This window comes from Egbenema bharatensis FJBBOT/2019 (assembly GCF_048077055.1).
Taxonomy (GTDB): Bacteria; Cyanobacteriota; Cyanobacteriia; order Elainellales; family Elainellaceae; genus Egbenema; species Egbenema bharatensis.
This window is the reverse complement of record NZ_CP182236.1, coordinates 5,154,287-5,169,798: the sequence shown is the minus strand read 5'-3', so window position 1 is coordinate 5,169,798 and position 15,512 is coordinate 5,154,287. Positions and strand designations below refer to the sequence as shown.

General features: G+C 52.0%; 13 protein-coding genes and 1 pseudogene. 4 read left to right on the top strand and 10 right to left on the bottom strand.

Features of this window, described 5'->3' with window-relative positions; translation table 11 throughout:
• The first annotated feature begins 8 nt into the window (after positions 1-8).
• A complete protein-coding gene (locus ACM1PF_RS23880; RefSeq protein WP_416667750.1) occupies positions 9-1,742 on the top strand; it encodes a M10 family metallopeptidase in 1,734 nt (577 codons plus the stop codon).
• A gap of 81 nt (positions 1,743-1,823) precedes the next feature.
• Here ACM1PF_RS23880 and ACM1PF_RS23875 read toward each other — a convergent pair whose 3' ends face one another.
• The 4 genes and pseudogenes from ACM1PF_RS23875 to ACM1PF_RS23860 form a co-directional block, all read right to left on the bottom strand.
• Entirely contained in the window at positions 1,824-2,567 is a 744-nt protein-coding gene (locus ACM1PF_RS23875; RefSeq protein ID WP_416667747.1) for a tetratricopeptide repeat protein, read from the bottom strand.
• A 566-nt stretch (positions 2,568-3,133) separates the two neighbouring features.
• A complete protein-coding gene (grxC, locus tag ACM1PF_RS23870) occupies positions 3,134-3,445 on the bottom strand; it encodes a glutaredoxin 3 (protein WP_416667744.1) in 312 nt (103 codons plus the stop codon).
• 372 nt (positions 3,446-3,817) lie between these two features.
• Positions 3,818-5,229, bottom strand: a pseudogene (locus ACM1PF_RS23865) (aldehyde dehydrogenase).
• 345 nt (positions 5,230-5,574) lie between these two features.
• Positions 5,575-5,973, bottom strand: coding sequence for a response regulator (locus ACM1PF_RS23860; RefSeq protein WP_416667740.1), 399 nt, complete (start codon positions 5,971-5,973; stop codon positions 5,575-5,577).
• 206 nt (positions 5,974-6,179) lie between these two features.
• On the opposite strand from ACM1PF_RS23860, the gene gyrA reads away from it, so the two are divergent.
• Both gyrA and ACM1PF_RS23850 read left to right on the top strand, forming a co-directional pair.
• On the top strand, positions 6,180-8,729 hold the full coding sequence (gene gyrA / locus ACM1PF_RS23855) for a DNA gyrase subunit A (RefSeq protein ID WP_416667737.1): 2,550 nt from the start codon (positions 6,180-6,182) through the stop codon (positions 8,727-8,729).
• Positions 8,698-9,333: a hypothetical protein gene (locus tag ACM1PF_RS23850; RefSeq protein WP_416667736.1), complete on the top strand. Its 636-nt coding sequence runs from the start codon at positions 8,698-8,700 to the stop codon at positions 9,331-9,333. The genes gyrA and ACM1PF_RS23850 overlap by 32 nt, the downstream gene beginning before the upstream one ends.
• Here the strand turns inward: ACM1PF_RS23850 and ACM1PF_RS23845 are convergent.
• The 6 genes from ACM1PF_RS23845 to ACM1PF_RS23820 all read right to left on the bottom strand — a co-directional run bounded on the left by ACM1PF_RS23845 (position 9,278) and on the right by ACM1PF_RS23820 (position 14,417).
• Positions 9,278-10,465, bottom strand: coding sequence for an extracellular solute-binding protein (locus ACM1PF_RS23845; protein ID WP_416667733.1), 1,188 nt, complete (start codon positions 10,463-10,465; stop codon positions 9,278-9,280). The two genes, ACM1PF_RS23850 and ACM1PF_RS23845, sit on opposite strands and share 56 nt — an antisense overlap.
• Positions 10,466-10,528: 63 nt before the next feature.
• On the bottom strand, positions 10,529-10,927 hold the full coding sequence (locus ACM1PF_RS23840) for a hypothetical protein (protein ID WP_416667731.1): 399 nt from the start codon (positions 10,925-10,927) through the stop codon (positions 10,529-10,531).
• Positions 10,928-11,116: 189 nt separating this feature from the next.
• Positions 11,117-12,067 (bottom strand): COP23 domain-containing protein, encoded by a 951-nt coding sequence (locus ACM1PF_RS23835; protein ID WP_416667729.1) that lies wholly within the window; start codon positions 12,065-12,067, stop codon positions 11,117-11,119.
• A gap of 246 nt (positions 12,068-12,313) precedes the next feature.
• The gene (locus ACM1PF_RS23830) at positions 12,314-13,159 is read right to left on the bottom strand and encodes an ABC transporter permease (RefSeq protein WP_416667726.1); all 846 of its coding nucleotides are present in this window, start codon (positions 13,157-13,159) and stop codon (positions 12,314-12,316) included.
• Complete coding sequence (locus ACM1PF_RS23825) at positions 13,116-13,937, bottom strand: ABC transporter ATP-binding protein (protein WP_416667723.1); 822 nt, start codon at positions 13,935-13,937, stop codon at positions 13,116-13,118. The genes ACM1PF_RS23830 and ACM1PF_RS23825 overlap by 44 nt, the downstream gene beginning before the upstream one ends.
• 15 nt (positions 13,938-13,952) lie before the next feature.
• Entirely contained in the window at positions 13,953-14,417 is a 465-nt protein-coding gene (locus tag ACM1PF_RS23820) for a MarR family winged helix-turn-helix transcriptional regulator (protein WP_416667720.1), read from the bottom strand.
• A 402-nt stretch (positions 14,418-14,819) separates the two neighbouring features.
• Between ACM1PF_RS23820 and ACM1PF_RS23815 the strand changes: the two genes are divergently transcribed.
• Positions 14,820-15,506, top strand: coding sequence for a glutathione S-transferase N-terminal domain-containing protein (locus ACM1PF_RS23815; protein ID WP_416667717.1), 687 nt, complete (start codon positions 14,820-14,822; stop codon positions 15,504-15,506).
• Positions 15,507-15,512: the final 6 nt, after the last annotated feature.

Here is a 15,512-nt window from a genome sequence, read left to right as displayed (position 1 = left end):
TCTACCCTATGTCTGAAGATATTACTGCCAATCCGTATTACATCAGCGTTTTGCTATGGCCCGGGAATGCCCGTTGGAATAAAGAGGCTCCGCTGGGAACGCCCACTGCCTTGACCTATAGCTTCATGGAGTCTGTGCCTGCACAATACAAACCGACTGCGGATGGCACCTGGAAAGATGAATACCTGGATCTCAAAGACTTTAAACCCTTTTCAGCAGCACAACGACAAGCGACTCGCCGCGCCTTCCAGTTTTATTCAGACGTATCAGGACTGACCTTTACAGAAGATCCTAAGGGCGCAGGGAAAATCCAATTTGGCACAGCTCTACCCTACTATGACTTTATTTGGGAAGACTGGTGGAAGACAAGAGGCACCAAAGGTGTAGATGGCAGGAACAACGAGTTCACAGGCATCTTAGGATGGGCCAATCCACCGGCTGAGGAATTCGCGGGATTTGAGGGTGATGTCTGGTTAAGCAACGATGAATATGCCGAAAACGATAAACCCTTCCCCGGCACAGATTCCTTCCATACGTTGCTGCATGAGATCGGTCATGCACTAGGACTCAAACATCCATTTGATCAATATCCGACTATCAGTTGGAGTGAGGAAGACAACCTCAAGTACAGCATCATGGCCTACGACAAGCATTTCGACTATGGCGATCGGGCTGGGGCTCCTCGATCGCTAATGCTGTATGACATTGCTGCGATTCAATATCTCTACGGGGCGAATATGACCACTCGTACGGGAGATGATATTTATCGCTGGAATCCGGATGCAACATTTCTGGAGGCGATTTGGGATGCGGGTGGCAATGACACGATCAGTGCAGACAACCAACTCCGAGACGTGGTCATCAACCTCAAGGCGGGAGAATTTAGCTCGATCGGCTCTAATTTGGGCGGAGCTTCCGAGAATGTAGCGATTGCCTACGGCGTGACGATTGAAAATGCGATCGGCGGTGCGGGGCATGATCTTCTCCTCGGTAATGATGCTGACAACCATCTGAGCGGCAATGCTGGAGATGATGATCTGAACGGCTTTGAGGGGGATGATACCCTGGATGGTGGATTAGGGTCTGACACTATGACAGGCGGTGCAGGCAATGACACCTACATTGTCGATCGCGGTAGTGATGTGATTGTGGAAAATGCTGAAGAAGGGATTGACTGGATTGAAGCTTCGATCAACTACGAATTGGGGGAAAATCTGGAGAATCTGCGGCTGACGGGTAATGCAGTTCGTGGGGCTGGCAATGAACTGGATAACGTCATTCACGGCAATGGGTTAAACAATACATTGGTAGGCGGCGAAGGTAATGACACACTCTGGGGCGAAGCGGGCAACGACAAGATCTTCGGTGAGGATGGGGACGATGTGCTGATTGGCGGACTCGGCAAAGATTGGTTGCTGGGCGGGTTGGGAGCCGATCGCTTCCTGTTCAACTCTTTGTCCGAACGGGGCGATCACATCAAGGATTTCTCTGTTGCCGAACGCGATCGCATTATCGTGTCTGCTAGGGGATTTGGAGGAAAGCTTAAAGCAGGCAGGTTAGCCGCCCAGCAGTTTGTCCTGGGAGCAAGAGCAACCGGGGGAGACGATCGGTTCATCTACAACTCAGCCAATGGCAGGCTATTCTTTGATGCAGACGGAAGCGGCAGCAGTAAACAGGCACTCCTGGCAATCTTGCCCAAAGGGTTGGATCTGAACCATCGATCGATGACTGTGGTCGCTTAGGAGGGTGGATTCACTGACTTGGGCTACCGCCATGCTTCGTTGACGGGGCAGACAGGACACCTGCCCCCAGCGTTGCAAAATCTACTCCTCCCCTCTTAACCGTTCCAATTCCTCCATCGTTTCTCTGTAGCTTGCATTATTTCTCTGAGCCTGAAACAATTCTGCTGCCTGCTCCAGATCCTCAATCGCTCCTTCCGTGTCATCTAAGTCCGATCGCAACCGTCCTCGCGCCTCATAGGCCTCGGCAAAGTTCCCATTCAGTTCGATCGTGGTCGTCAGATCAGTCAGAGCACCCTGCGAGTCTTCTAGCTCAATCCGAACCAGCCCCCGGTTGTAGTAGGTTGGCGCAAACGCTGGGTTAATCTCAATCGATCGATCGAGGTCTACCAGAGCCGCCTCAGGATCCCCCATTTCTGCGTAGGTAATCCCCCGACTGGCCAGCATGATCGCATTGTCTGGTTCCAACTCCAACGCCCGACTAAAATCCTCGATCGCACCCTCGTTATCACCCATTGAGACACGGGTAAAGCCCCGATTGCCATAGGCCACACTCAATTCAGGATCCATTTCGATCGCTAAATTAAACTGCTCGATCGCCTGCTGATAATCACCACTGCGAGCAAACAACAGCCCTCGTTGAACGTAGGTCAGAGCGGGATTAAATTCGGTTGAATCAGTTTGCGCGATCTGAAGCGGCGCTTGTCCGCCAATCCAACGATCTGTCGAGTACTCTGTCAAACTTTCTGCCAGAACTGTCGAAGCCGACAGGGGCAACCCCATCACCGCGATCGTTGTTGCGATCGTTGCTGTCATCGTTGTTGTCATCGCGCCGAACCGATAAGCCAACCAAGGGAGGTGCATCTTCATAGGATTGGGGTGGAATTCAACAAATACCGGATACAGAGGCACAGAACTGAATGACTCAGGATCGTGGATTAAATATAGATTAAATAATCTGGACAACTTGCTTCACTGACTGGGCGGGCAGGATGTCCACCCCACAAGAATTCCAGATGATTAAATTCGCAGTCCTCAGAAGGTCGATCGCTCCATCAAACAAAACGAAAACAGAACTGGAAAACGATCGACTCCCATCCAGGCCGTCATTCAACCCACGATTGAACCTCCATTCCTTAAGCAGATTCTATCCTGCTCTTTCCAGTCTGGCGATAGTTAACGGAACCCCACTCCTCTCCCTGGGTAAATCTCGATTTGTCCCTATTCTCTATTGCCTGTGCGGGCGCATCGAGATTCGCCCCTATTCCCTATCTTCCTGTGCGGGCGCACGCAATGCGCCCCTACTACTCCCTACTCCTTATCTTCCTGTGCGGGCGCACGCAATGCGCCCCTACTACTCCCTATCTTCCTGTGCGGGCGCACGCAATGCGCCCCTACTCCCCCTCTACCAACAACCCATCCAGCTTGCCCTGCCGATCGAGTGCGTACAGATCATCGCACCCACCGACGTGGCGATCGTTAATGAAAATCTGTGGTACAGTTCTTCGTCCATTCGCCCGTTGAGCCATTCGGACTCTGGCACCGCCGTCGCCATCAATTTTGTATTCTGTGAACGGTACACCTTTCCAGCGCAGCAGTAACTTGGCTCGAATGCAGTAGGGACAGGTTTGCCAGGTGTAGATTTCAACGTTGGCGTTGACCTGTTCTGAGGTTCGTCCTAGAAAAAAATCGATTAAGCTTTGCATGGTTCGGTGTTCGGAGAGGTGGACAAACAATCTGTGTAGTAGCGTGTAATAGATCAGTGGAATGGACTGGGCAGGCAAGATGCCATAGGTGACAAGTTAAAGGCTAATCGATTTTGTCAAGTCCTATATTTGGCGTTTCTATTAGAGCAACCAACCAAATGTGCAGTTCTCTAACAGTTTGGCGGAATCAGTATGAAAACTACTGAATTGCCGGAAGGCCTTACCGACAGAGCAATCTGTTAGATTCTGTAATTTGCTTGACAACAGTGCCTTTTACTTAACTTGACACCAATGGCAAGATGCCCACCCCACAAGAGTTAAGAATTGATTGAGTCCAATGGACTGGGCAGGCAAGATGCCCACCCACAAAAGTTAATTGAGTAACTTTCTGATCTTTTCTAGCTTCCCGTTGTAGGGGGCATAGCGGATGGCAAAGTCGAGCCAGAAGGGTTTGAAGAAAACACTTTTGGGGTGGGAGAAGGTATCAAAGCTAGCTTTACCGTGGTAGTAACCCATGCCACTATCGCCTACTCCACCAAAGGGCAGTTCCGTCACACCTACTTGCAGAATCGTATCGTTAATACAAACCCCACCCGACGAGGTTTCGCGTAAAACCCGTTGCTGTAATGATTTGTCGTGGGTGAAGAGGTAAAGGGCAAGCGGTTTAGGGCGACGGTTAATTTGCTCGATCGCCTCTGCGATGTCGTCATATTCCAGAATCGGCAGAATCGGCCAAAGATTTCATCCTGCATAACTGGATCATCCCAGGTGACGGAATCCATCATAGTTGGCGCAATGTAGCGATCGTCCAGATTCACCTCACCACCCGTGATCACCTTTTGTGGATCAATCAGTTCTGCTAATCGAGAACAATGTTTGTGGCTGACAATTCGCGCATAGTCGGGACTCTGGGCTGGATGCTCACCATAAAACGCTTGAATGTTTTTCTGAATCTCGTCAATTAGAGCCGCTTTAATCCGGCGATCGACCAGTAAATAGTCGGGTGCAATACAAGTTTGTCCAGCATTCAAAAACTTACCCCAGGTAATGCGCTTGGCCGTCGTTTTTAAATTCGTATCTGGGGCAACAATGCAGGGACTTTTGCCACCCAGTTCCAGCGTTACGGGGGTCAATTGCTTCGCTGCGGCCTGCATGACAATCTTGCCGATCGCCGTTCCACCTGTAAAAAAGATGTGATCAAACTTTTCTTCTAAAACCGCCTGACTGGTTTCTACCCCTCCTTCTACGACAGCAATATAGGCTGGATCAAAGGTTTTCTCGACAATTTCAGCGATCACCTTAGAGGTGTGAGGCGCAATTTCAGACGGTTTAATCAGGGCACAATTTCCAGCCCCGATCGCTCCCACCAGCGGAGAGATCGCCAACTGAAACGGATAATTCCAGGGGGAAATAATCAGCACAACCCCCAACGGTTCCGAATAGATTTTGGCGCTACCGGGCATCTGAGTCAGCGGCACAGAAACTTTTTTCGGCTTCACCCAGGAGCGCAGATGTTTGATCGCGTAATCAACTTCCTGGATCACCCCCACCTCAGTTAAAAACGCTTCATACTCTGGCTTATGCAAATCAGCATGGAGGGCCTGCAAAATCGATGCTTCGTTATCTTTGAGTGCCTGCCGTAATTTTTTGAGTTGAGCCAGGCGAAAATCCACATCCTTGGTTTTGCCGGTGCTAAAAAACGATCGCTGATTTTGCACCAGTTGATGAATGCGATCGGAGGGGATGGGGGTCAGGCTGGTTGAGTCAGGGGCAAACTGCACCATGAAGATTAAGTCTCCTATTGAACGTTACAGATCACGCAAATCCCACAGATCACGCAGATCCCATAGATCACACAATCCCATTCTGCTTTACTTTTCTTAGCGTAACTTTTCCTGCGCTGGTCAGAGAACTACCGAACGGGCGGGATCAACCGCTATTGCTTGAATACCAGGCTCACAGTTCCCCACTCCTCGCGCAACGCCAAGACCCTGACATGACCTGTCCTGGATGACTGAAGTTGGATAAAACCAGACAATCTGTAACAACAGCTAGACCATTTGTAACGATTTCGATGGGAAGAAATTTCACGAAGCACCGATAAGTCTGGCACAATAGTACACATATACTCAGTCGGTTGGCAGGAGGGCCAGGATTTGATCGACAAACTGTTGATGATCCACAACGGGTTTAGAGATGTAGTCATCTGCACCACTTTGCTGCAGGAAGCTTTCTCGATCGCCTTCCATTGCATGAGCCGTGACCAGAATGACGGGCAAGCTAGCGGTCTGAGGATCCGCCTTCAGCATCTGGGTAATCTTGATGCCATCTACTGGCTTTCCCTGATAAACGCTGTGCGACAGCGAAACATCCATCAGAATAATATCTGCTTCCCGTGCTTGAGCAATCTTCATCACTTCGTCCACGTTTTCGGTATGCTTGACTTCCAAGCCACCGCGTTTTGTCAAAATCTTGGAAAAAACGCGAGCATTAATCAAGTCATCCTCTACAATCAGAACCGTTTTCATAGTGCTGTGCCTAACGATTGAACATTCACCTGCTAATGTTATTAATCTACTCTCGATCCAAGCTGCCCCCAGTGTTATCAATAAAAATCATCCTAATGATTCATCGTTATCCCCTGCGATCGAATACTACTGTGAAAATACTGTGAATTGTTGCCCCGTACCGAATCTCCGTATTATCACGCTAGGACTTGCTAGAAGGAAAACTCATGGCTGAACAGTTGAGCATTCTCCCATCAGGACAGGTTATCACTACTGCACTCCATACTGAAGTGCAACGCTCCTACCTTGAATATGCCATGAGCGTTATTGTAGGACGGGCACTCCCTGACGTGCGAGATGGGTTAAAGCCCGTACACCGCCGCATCCTTTACGCCATGCATGAGTTGGGCTTAACGCCCGATCGCCCCTACCGGAAATGTGCCCGTGTGGTGGGGGATGTGCTGGGTAAATACCACCCCCACGGTGATCAAGCGGTCTATGATGCCCTGGTACGGATGGTACAGGACTTTTCCAGTCGCTATCCCCTGCTGGAGGGACACGGCAACTTTGGCTCGGTGGATGACGACCCCCCGGCGGCAATGCGGTATACGGAAACGCGGCTGGCGGCAGTCGGCAATGAGGGCTTGCTGTCGGAGATTGGCGAAGCGACGGTGGATTTTATCGGCAACTTTGATAACTCCCAGCAGGAGCCGATCGTCCTCCCCGCCCAGTTGCCCTACCTCTTGCTGAATGGCTGCTCTGGAATTGCCGTCGGCATGGCCACCAATGTGCCGCCCCACAACCTGGGAGAAATTGTCGATGGGCTGATCGCGCTGATCGATCGCCCCCACTTGTCCAACGAAGATCTGTTCCGGCTGATTCCGGCTCCCGACTTTCCCACCGGCGGGCAAATTATTGACACTAAAGGCATTCGAGATGCTTATACCACCGGGCGTGGCAGCATTCCCGTGCGTGGGGTGGCCCATGTCGAGGAAGTTCAGGTGGGTCGGGGACGGCATCGGCGAACGGCGATCGTGGTGACGGAACTCCCCTTCCAGGTGAATAAAGCCGCCTGGATTGAGAAAATCGCTGATCTGGTTAACCACAACCGGATTGATGGGATTGCCGATATTCGGGATGAGAGCGATCGAGATGGGATGCGGGTGGTGATCGAACTGAAGCGCGACACCCAACCGGCTCTGGTGCTGGATAAGCTCTACAAACTCACGCCTTTGCAGACTAATTTCGGGGCAATTATGCTGGCCCTGTCCGATGGGCAACCGCGTCAGATGCCCCTGCGGGAAATGCTGCAACAGTTCCTCGATTTCCGGGAAATCACCCTGACCCGGCAATTCACCCATGAGCTAAACAAGGCAGAACATCGGGCCCATATTCTGGAGGGATTGCTCTCTGCCCTGGAACATATTGATGCGATTATTGAAATCTTGCGGAGTGCCCCCGATGGCAGTACCGCCAAGGTGAGAATGCAGGAGGAGTTTGACTTTAGCGATCGCCAGGCGGATGCGATTCTGTCTATGCCGTTGCGGCGGTTGACCGGACTGGAACGCCAGAACCTTCAACAGGAGTTTGATGAACTGCTGACTCGGATGGAGGAACTGCATCGGTTACTGGACGATCGCAAGGAGCTGATGAAAGCCCTGAAAAAAGACCTGCGAGCCCTCAAAAAGCGATATGCCGATCCGCGTCGCACCCACCTGATCTCAGCGGAGGAACAGGCCGAGGAATCCGCCCAACTGGCGGAGATCGTCGAGGAAGAAAGTGAGCAGGAAGCCGTTCTGGAGTTTACCCAGCGGGGCTATGTGCGTCGATCTTCGCCCAGATCCTTTCAGCGTAAGCAGTCCAAGCAGGATGATCTGCCTTCCCTGGAGCCAATGGACAGTGATGATTTTGTCACCCTGGTAGAAATGGCCACCACCGAGCAGGAATTGCTGATGCTGACCCGTAGTGGCAAGGCTTACACCATCAAGGTCAGTGATATTCCCGTTACCACTCGCCAGTCGAAGGGAACGCCTCTGGTGAGCCTGCTGCCATCCAATGCTCAGGGCGATCCAGAAACGATCGTGACGCAGTTTGTCCTGTATACCGATGATCTGGAAACCCTGGATCTGGTGATGCTGACTCGGCAGGGACGGATTAAGCGATTGCCGTTGTCAGAATTTACCAACCTGACGGGACGAGGGCTGACTGCGCTGAAACTCAAGGATGATGATGAATTACTGTTTGCGACCCTGGCGGAGGTGGGGGAACAGCTTCTCCTGGCCACGACGGGCGGGCGAGTCCTGCGGTTTGAAATTAACGATGAGCAAGTCCCGGTAATGGGGCGGACGGCCCAGGGGCAGCAGGCCCTCCGCCTGCACAAAAAAGAGGCCCTGGTGGGCTGTGTGGCTCTGGCATCGGACGATCGGCTGCTGATGGTCACGGCCCAGGGTTATGCCAAGCAGATGGCGGTGAACGCAATCAAGAAAATCAACCGGGGGGAAATTGGGGTGCAGGCGATGACCTTCGCGTTGAAAACCGATACCCTGATGGGAATTGCTTCCAGCTTAGGCACCACGGAACTGATGCTGTTAACGGATCAAGACCGGATGGTGCGAATTCCAGTGGATGAAGTCCCTGTCTGCCGTCGAGATGAATCTGGCGATCGGCTGTTTAAATTGGCGAAAAAGGAGAAAGTTGATAGCGTAATCGTGGTGACGTTACCCGATGCGGAGGATGAGGCAGAGGATGATGCGGAACTGGCTGAAACATCTGCCTGAGCGAATCAGGTCACTCCTGGCAAGTGGCATGGGTCTGGGTGGATTGCTGCTGGCATCACCGCCCGCTGTGGCGGTTGAAGATACTGCCGTACTGCTGCTCCTGGAACCGATCGATATGCCCCAGGTGATTCGCTATTGGCAGGGGGAAGTTCCCACCGATGGTTCAGTGATTACAGAGGGCACCATTTCCCAGACCAACCTGACCCCGCCCAGCCTCTGGTGGACTCAGGAGCAGTTTGGGGATAATCTGCTGAACTTTTGGGTGGCTTATCCAGGCGTGAATGGAGAACTGCGTCGGGTGGATCTGATCATCAATCGCCAGGTCTGGCTGCGCTCCACCTACCTCGATCGCTATGCGTTTTTGAATCACTTTGGCACGGCCGCCAGTGACTTTGGCTATCAAACCCGGATTTATGATTGGCAGGGAGACTTGCTGGGGGTATACGTCTGTCAGTTTGAACCAGCACAATCCCCTCTGCCTCCCGCTACCCCACCCATTGCATCAGACTGCCGGGTGTTTCTGGATACCTTTGGGCTGGGCATTTTCGCTAGTCCGATCCCGAACGGCGCACCCGAACCCATTCCGCCTGGTATTGGGCAGTAGCCGATTCATCCAGAGGCAGCAGAAATTCGCTGGCTTCCAGGATCTCGTCGGACGGCAGAAGGGGGGTATTGGTCAGGGCCGCTGGCAGTTGGGTGCGATCGGTTCCTACTAAAACGGGAGAAGCGGCAAAACTCAGCAGGGAAAGCTGATTGGCGATCGGGGGCTGCCAGAAAAAGCCAATCCATTCGTTGAGTAAATTCGAGCGATCGGGAATCCCCGCTGGGGTGGTCTCCTGCACGGATTGCACCGCAGGCTCCACCGCCGGACGCACCCAGAGATCTGCTGTCAGTATCGTTCCAGAGGCAGGCGCAACGGCGACAATTTTGGGATTGCGTTCTGCCAGCGGCAAAATCTCGGTAGACCATCCCACTGTCGCCCAGGTGTCCCCTAAAATTAACGGTTGCAGGTAAGCATCGGAGCTATAAAACCGGGTTTGACGGTGCAGGGCTTCCAGGTCCGAGGATAGGTTCGCTACGGTAGAAAGATCGGCGGTATTCGCTGATTCCCCTAACTGCTTCAGGGTTAAGCCAATTACGGCTCTGGGATGATCTGGTAAAGAAATGCGTCGCTCCAGGGCAGGTTGCCATAGATCTCGCCAGTCCGTTGGTGCGGGAATTCCGTGCTCCTCAAACCGATCGCGGCGATAGGCAATCATCAACGTTCCCCAGCGATAGGGAGCGGCCCACAGTTCTCCAGTATCACTGGGCTGTCCCTGGCGATCGCGCCGTACCAGCGTTTGCCAGAGTTCCTGTTCTGCCAGAGCTTCCCATCCCGGAATTTCATCCAGGGATAGGGGTTGAATCAGTCCTTGCTGAATCGCTGCCGCCAGCCAGAAATCTCCTAAAGTGATCAGATCTGCTGCTGGTTGCGGTTGAGCAGAACCATTTGTCTCTGGATCCGCCTGCTGCCAGGTTTGCAAGAGGTCAAACAATTCTGCTAGTTGCCCACTCGCTAAAACGTTAATGTTCTGAGCCGACTCCACTCGTCGCTGAAATTCTCGCAAAATCTGCAATGGTACTGAGTTCTCCAGGAGCCGCACCTGCACCAGAGCATTGGAGGTTCGATGACACCCGGCTAAAAGCTGCATCAGCGTGAGGGAACTGGCAGTGATGAGAAACGATCGGCGGTTCATGGTGAGATCGAGAAGAGAGATTGAAGTGAGTGAACGATTGCTTCAGGTTGCAACCTATCTCCCTTACGTTAGCTTTTTTTGAGTTTGATCCCAGCTTTTTTCAGCGTTCAACGATCGATCGAGTAAGCAAATTAGCTCTTCTACGGTTAAAGTAGGCAGTTCATCCAGATGATCGCTAATATCCACCTGAAACTGTCCATAAAAATCATCGCAGAAACAAAGATCCCAATCAAACCAGCAAACCCTGGACCATTTCAGATCTTCTGTGAGCCGATCGCTGGGCAAGACACACCCAAATTCCAGCCCTGAATAGTGGCTCAGGCGCGTGTAAACAAACTGGGCGATCGGATAGGCAATGCCCTGACGTTGATAAAATCGCTCAAACCACTCATCCAGATTTAGGCTAGGACGATGAGCCAGTACCCGATTGACCCGTTGACGCACTTGCCAATCGGGACTCAAAGCCCTGTAGGTCTTAAAACTAAGCGCAAAATTCTTGAGCCGGTGCCACATACATTACCAGAGTATCCCATGGCCCAGAGGCATTGCTGCCCCTGAACCTTTTCTCCAGTGTTCCCACTTAAAGCGCGATCGTCTCGACCATTGGTATGACTAGCTGAAAACAATGGAATTCCTTGCCTGAAAGTTGTTCTAGAAGTCACTCAGATCGACATAGGGTACTGTACCGTTGCTGGGTTCTGCGGTCGCAGGGAGAATATCGGGACGGGTGCCAGCCACAATTTGCGTGAAGCTGGATCGTAACCCTCGAATCAGGTCTTCTGCATCCTGACGATGCTGGGTGGTAATCAGCAGTCCATTGGCAGAACAGATACCTCGTCGAGCTTCATCCTGGCTATTCGCTGCACAAACCACAGGCTGACCGTTGAGAGTGCCTGCGGTTAAAATCAGGCGATCGGAACGACTGTGGATCTCTTGCAGGCGAGAGGAGATAATCTGACAGCGTTCGGCTGGCGTGAAGGGAGCCGGGGCCCAGTCAGAAGTCCATTGGATTAAAGGGAAGATCTGACCTGTATGGCGAGAACGGGCCATTGTGATCGGAAGGCGATCGCTGGATGTATCGCAGAAATAGCGGGACTGGGTTGCAGTAGAAGATCCAGAAGCATTGCTGGGGATGGAGTTGGGGACGGTGCTGACCGAGGATGGGGGTGAGCTGCCTGGACTGGTGGCTCGAAGCGTATAGGCACCTGTTTGACCGCCGCGATAGGAATTGGCATAGACGGTGTACACCCCATTCACAGGCAGAACTACATCGAGTTGAGCATCTAACCCACCACCACCGTCATCATCCTGGGCAATTACATTCCCGCCTGGATCGAGCAGCAGCAGGTAAGGGTCAATTTCCTGGCTAGACATATGAATGATGACTTGCTGCCCAGCTCGCCCTTCAAACCGATAGACATCAACATAGCTGTTATCTTCGACCAGGTAATCATCAGTATGATCCAGCCGTTCGTTGATAGGAGTTCCATTCAGGTTCAGGTTATATTCCTGGGCACTGACGGGCACTGACGTTCCGATCGCCAATCCGACAGATACAATAGCTCCAAGGGTGAAACGACGCAGAAATACAGGGCACTTCATTCGGTATACCTCTAACAATGAGTAATAATACTTACTCGAAAAGTTTAGCCTCCGTTGAAGGCATAGATCTTCATACAGGTAATACAGCTTGACCCGCAGCAATTTAGCAAAGCTGGGAGATTAAATGGACTACCTAATTTCAGATTGTCCTTTGCTTGTTGAAATTGCGCCAGAGGTAAAACGGAAACTTTAATAAGCCATTACTCAGTCATTATTCAACCCTCATCAAGCGGCCCTTCTATTCAGTCAGACTACCAGCCTGGCATAGAGCCGTCCACAAATGGTTGCCAGAATTGCCGTCACTCCCAGCAAAATCCCAAAATCCAGCCCGATGTTGTAAGTCGTGCTTTCTCCCACCAGCATTAACCCTCGCAACGCATCAACCAGGTAGGTGAGGGGATTGACGAAGGAAATGGTCTGCAACCATTGGGGCATGACTTCGATCGGGTAAATTGCATTACTGGCAAAGAACAATGGCATCGTCAACAGTTGACCGACTCCCATAAATCGTTCATGGGTTCTCACCAGACACGCCACAATCAGGGACAGGGTAGAGAACAGCGCGGCACCCAAAATGACCGCCATTAATACACCCAGCAGGGCAAAGGGATGCCAGTCAATTTGAACGGCTAAAAGAGAGGCAATGACATACACCAGGATGGCTTGGGAGAGACTCCGAACCCCCGATGCGATCGCCTTTCCCAGCACCATTGCAGCTCGCGGTGTAGGGCTGACAATTAGCTTATGCAAAATGCCCAGGTCTTTCTCCCAGATTACCGATAGTCCATTAAAGATTGCCATGAACAAAATGCTCTGGGCTAGAATACCGGGAGTCATAAAGTCGAGATAGCTCAAGTCTCCTGTGGGAATGGCGCGAATTCGAGTGAACACCTGACCAAATACTACTAACCAAAGAGTCGGTTGGGCAGCACGAGTCAGAAGTTGGCTGGGATCATGCCATAGCTTTCGCACTTCCAACTCAGCAATAATCAAGGTTTTTTGCACAAAAGCGGTAATGCTCTGGATTAAATTGGGGGGTTGGGGCAAGTTATCCGAGCCGTTGAGCGGTGCGCCGTGTGATTGAAGTGTCACGATAATCTCCTGCTGCTCCTAAATCATCGCCGGTGTAATAAATAAAGACATCATCCAGGGTGGAAGCTTGGGGATGGGCATCCCGTGATTCACGATCGCGGACGGCCGCCTTCAGGGCATCGGGCGTTCCCTGTACCACTATCTGTCCGTGATGCATGATTGCCAGTCGATCGCATAAGGTATCGGCTTCTTCCATAAAGTGGGTGGTTAGAAATACGGTGGTTCCATAATCTGTCTGAAGCTGCTGCACCAGTTCCCACATGGCTTTACGAGCGACTGGATCCAGCCCGACCGTCGGCTCATCCAGGAACAACACCTGGGGGCGATGTAAAAGAGCCTGGGCCATTTCCAACCGCCGAATCATTCCCCCCGAATAGGTGCGGACGGGGCGATCGGCAGCATCCGTCAGTCCTACATACTGCAACATATCCCGGACTCTAGGTAAACGCTGGCGACGCGGCACGTCATACAGTTTGGCGATAATTAACAGGTTCTCATAACCTGTGAGGGTTCCATCCACCGATAATGCCTGGGGCACATAACCGATCGATCGCTGCACCATCGATCGTTGCCGGTTAATGTCAAATTGCGCGACCAGGGCTGTGCCGATGCTGGGCGGAAGCAGGGTGGTCAGCATTTTAATGACTGTGCTTTTTCCAGCTCCATTGGGCCCCAGTAAGCCAAACACTTCGCCCGATGCCACCGCCAGGGAAACATCTCTCACGGCGGTCATCGAACCAAAGCGTTTCGTCAGGTTTTGAATTTCAATGATTGCCATTGCGTTAGGGAAGAACTAAAGAGTTTGAGCATCCTGGAACGCTTCTCCCAGGAGGGATAAGCCCTGAGCCAGCTGTTCTAATTGGGGGTCTGTGAGTTGAGCCAGCTGATCTGCAACTCTGGCACAGGTGGCGGCTGTCACCTGCTGAAATTGCTGCATTCCTTCGGAAGTCAGGCAGAGTAAAAGCCGTCGTCGTTCCTGAGGATCTTCAGCCCGATCGACCAATCCTCGCTGCACCAGGCGATCGATCATGGCGGACATGGTGGGGCGGGTCACATCCAGATATTCGGCAACGCTCGATAGGGAGGATTGAGGATTGCGCTCTAGATAGCTGAGAACCCGCAGTTGCGAGAGGGAAAGGGGTTGGCCGTGATAGCGAATTTCCGATCGCAAAAAGCGTGTCACCCAGGGAATCACATGCATAATCTGGGCGGCACATTGATCGGAGAGGGAGGGCGGGTGGCGATCGGTGGTCAGCATAGGCAGTTGGGGAGAGGGATCATAAGGTGAATCAGGCCAACGAGTTGGGGAATGCGCATGGCATCAAATCCCTACGGTGGGATTTTCCAAACCGTTTAACTGAATTTCTGTTTTTTAGTAAGTGAAGCTAACTGTTAGTGTAGCTTATCGATTTGAAAAGTGTAAGTTGAATTTCAGCAGGACTGGAACCCACCCCAGCCCCTCCCAGGAAGAACCCACCCCAGCCCCTCCCAGGAGGGGATTATGGGAGTAGCTCCTTTTGAGCAGGGATTTTTCTAGCGTTTCCCCTCTTGGAAGGGGTTAGGGGTGGGTTAATCTTCCTGTTGCAATGGGATGTCCAGTCACCAGCAGATCCCTGCATAATGAATGTGTCGCAGAGCAAGCTTTCTAGACAGAGTTACCATGATTGATCTTTACTACTGGACCACTCCCAACGGGCACAAAATCACCATTTTTCTGGAAGAAGCCGAATTGCCCTACACAATCAAGCCCATCAACATCGGCAAAGGCGATCAGTTTCAGCCCGATTTCCTGAAGATTTCCCCCAACAATCGAATTCCGGCGATCGTCGATCAGGCTCCGGCAGACGGAGGGGAACCCATTTCAGTGTTTGAATCTGGGGCGATTCTGCAATACCTGGCGGAAAAGACTGGAAAATTTCTGCTATCCGACATTCGAGGGCGCGCAGAAGTCATGCAATGGCTGTTCTGGCAAATGGGGGGGCTGGGGCCCATGCTGGGACAAAATCATCACTTCAGCCAGTACGCTCCTGAAAAAATCCCCTATGCCATTAACCGCTACGTCAAAGAGACTGAGCGGCTCTACGGGGTATTGGACGATCGCCTGGCGGATCGAGAATTTGTTGCGGGAGATTACTCGATCGCCGATATGGCAGCCTATCCCTGGATTGTGCCCTACGAACGCCAGGGGCAAAACCTGGAGGATTTTCCCCACTTAAACCGCTGGTTCCATGCGATCCAGTCCCGTCCGGCGGTCAAACGAGCCTACGCCAAAGCTGAACAGATTAACCGCGCTTCCACCATGACCGATGCAGAAAAGGCCATTCTGTTTGGGCAGGGTCGGCGTTAATCTGTC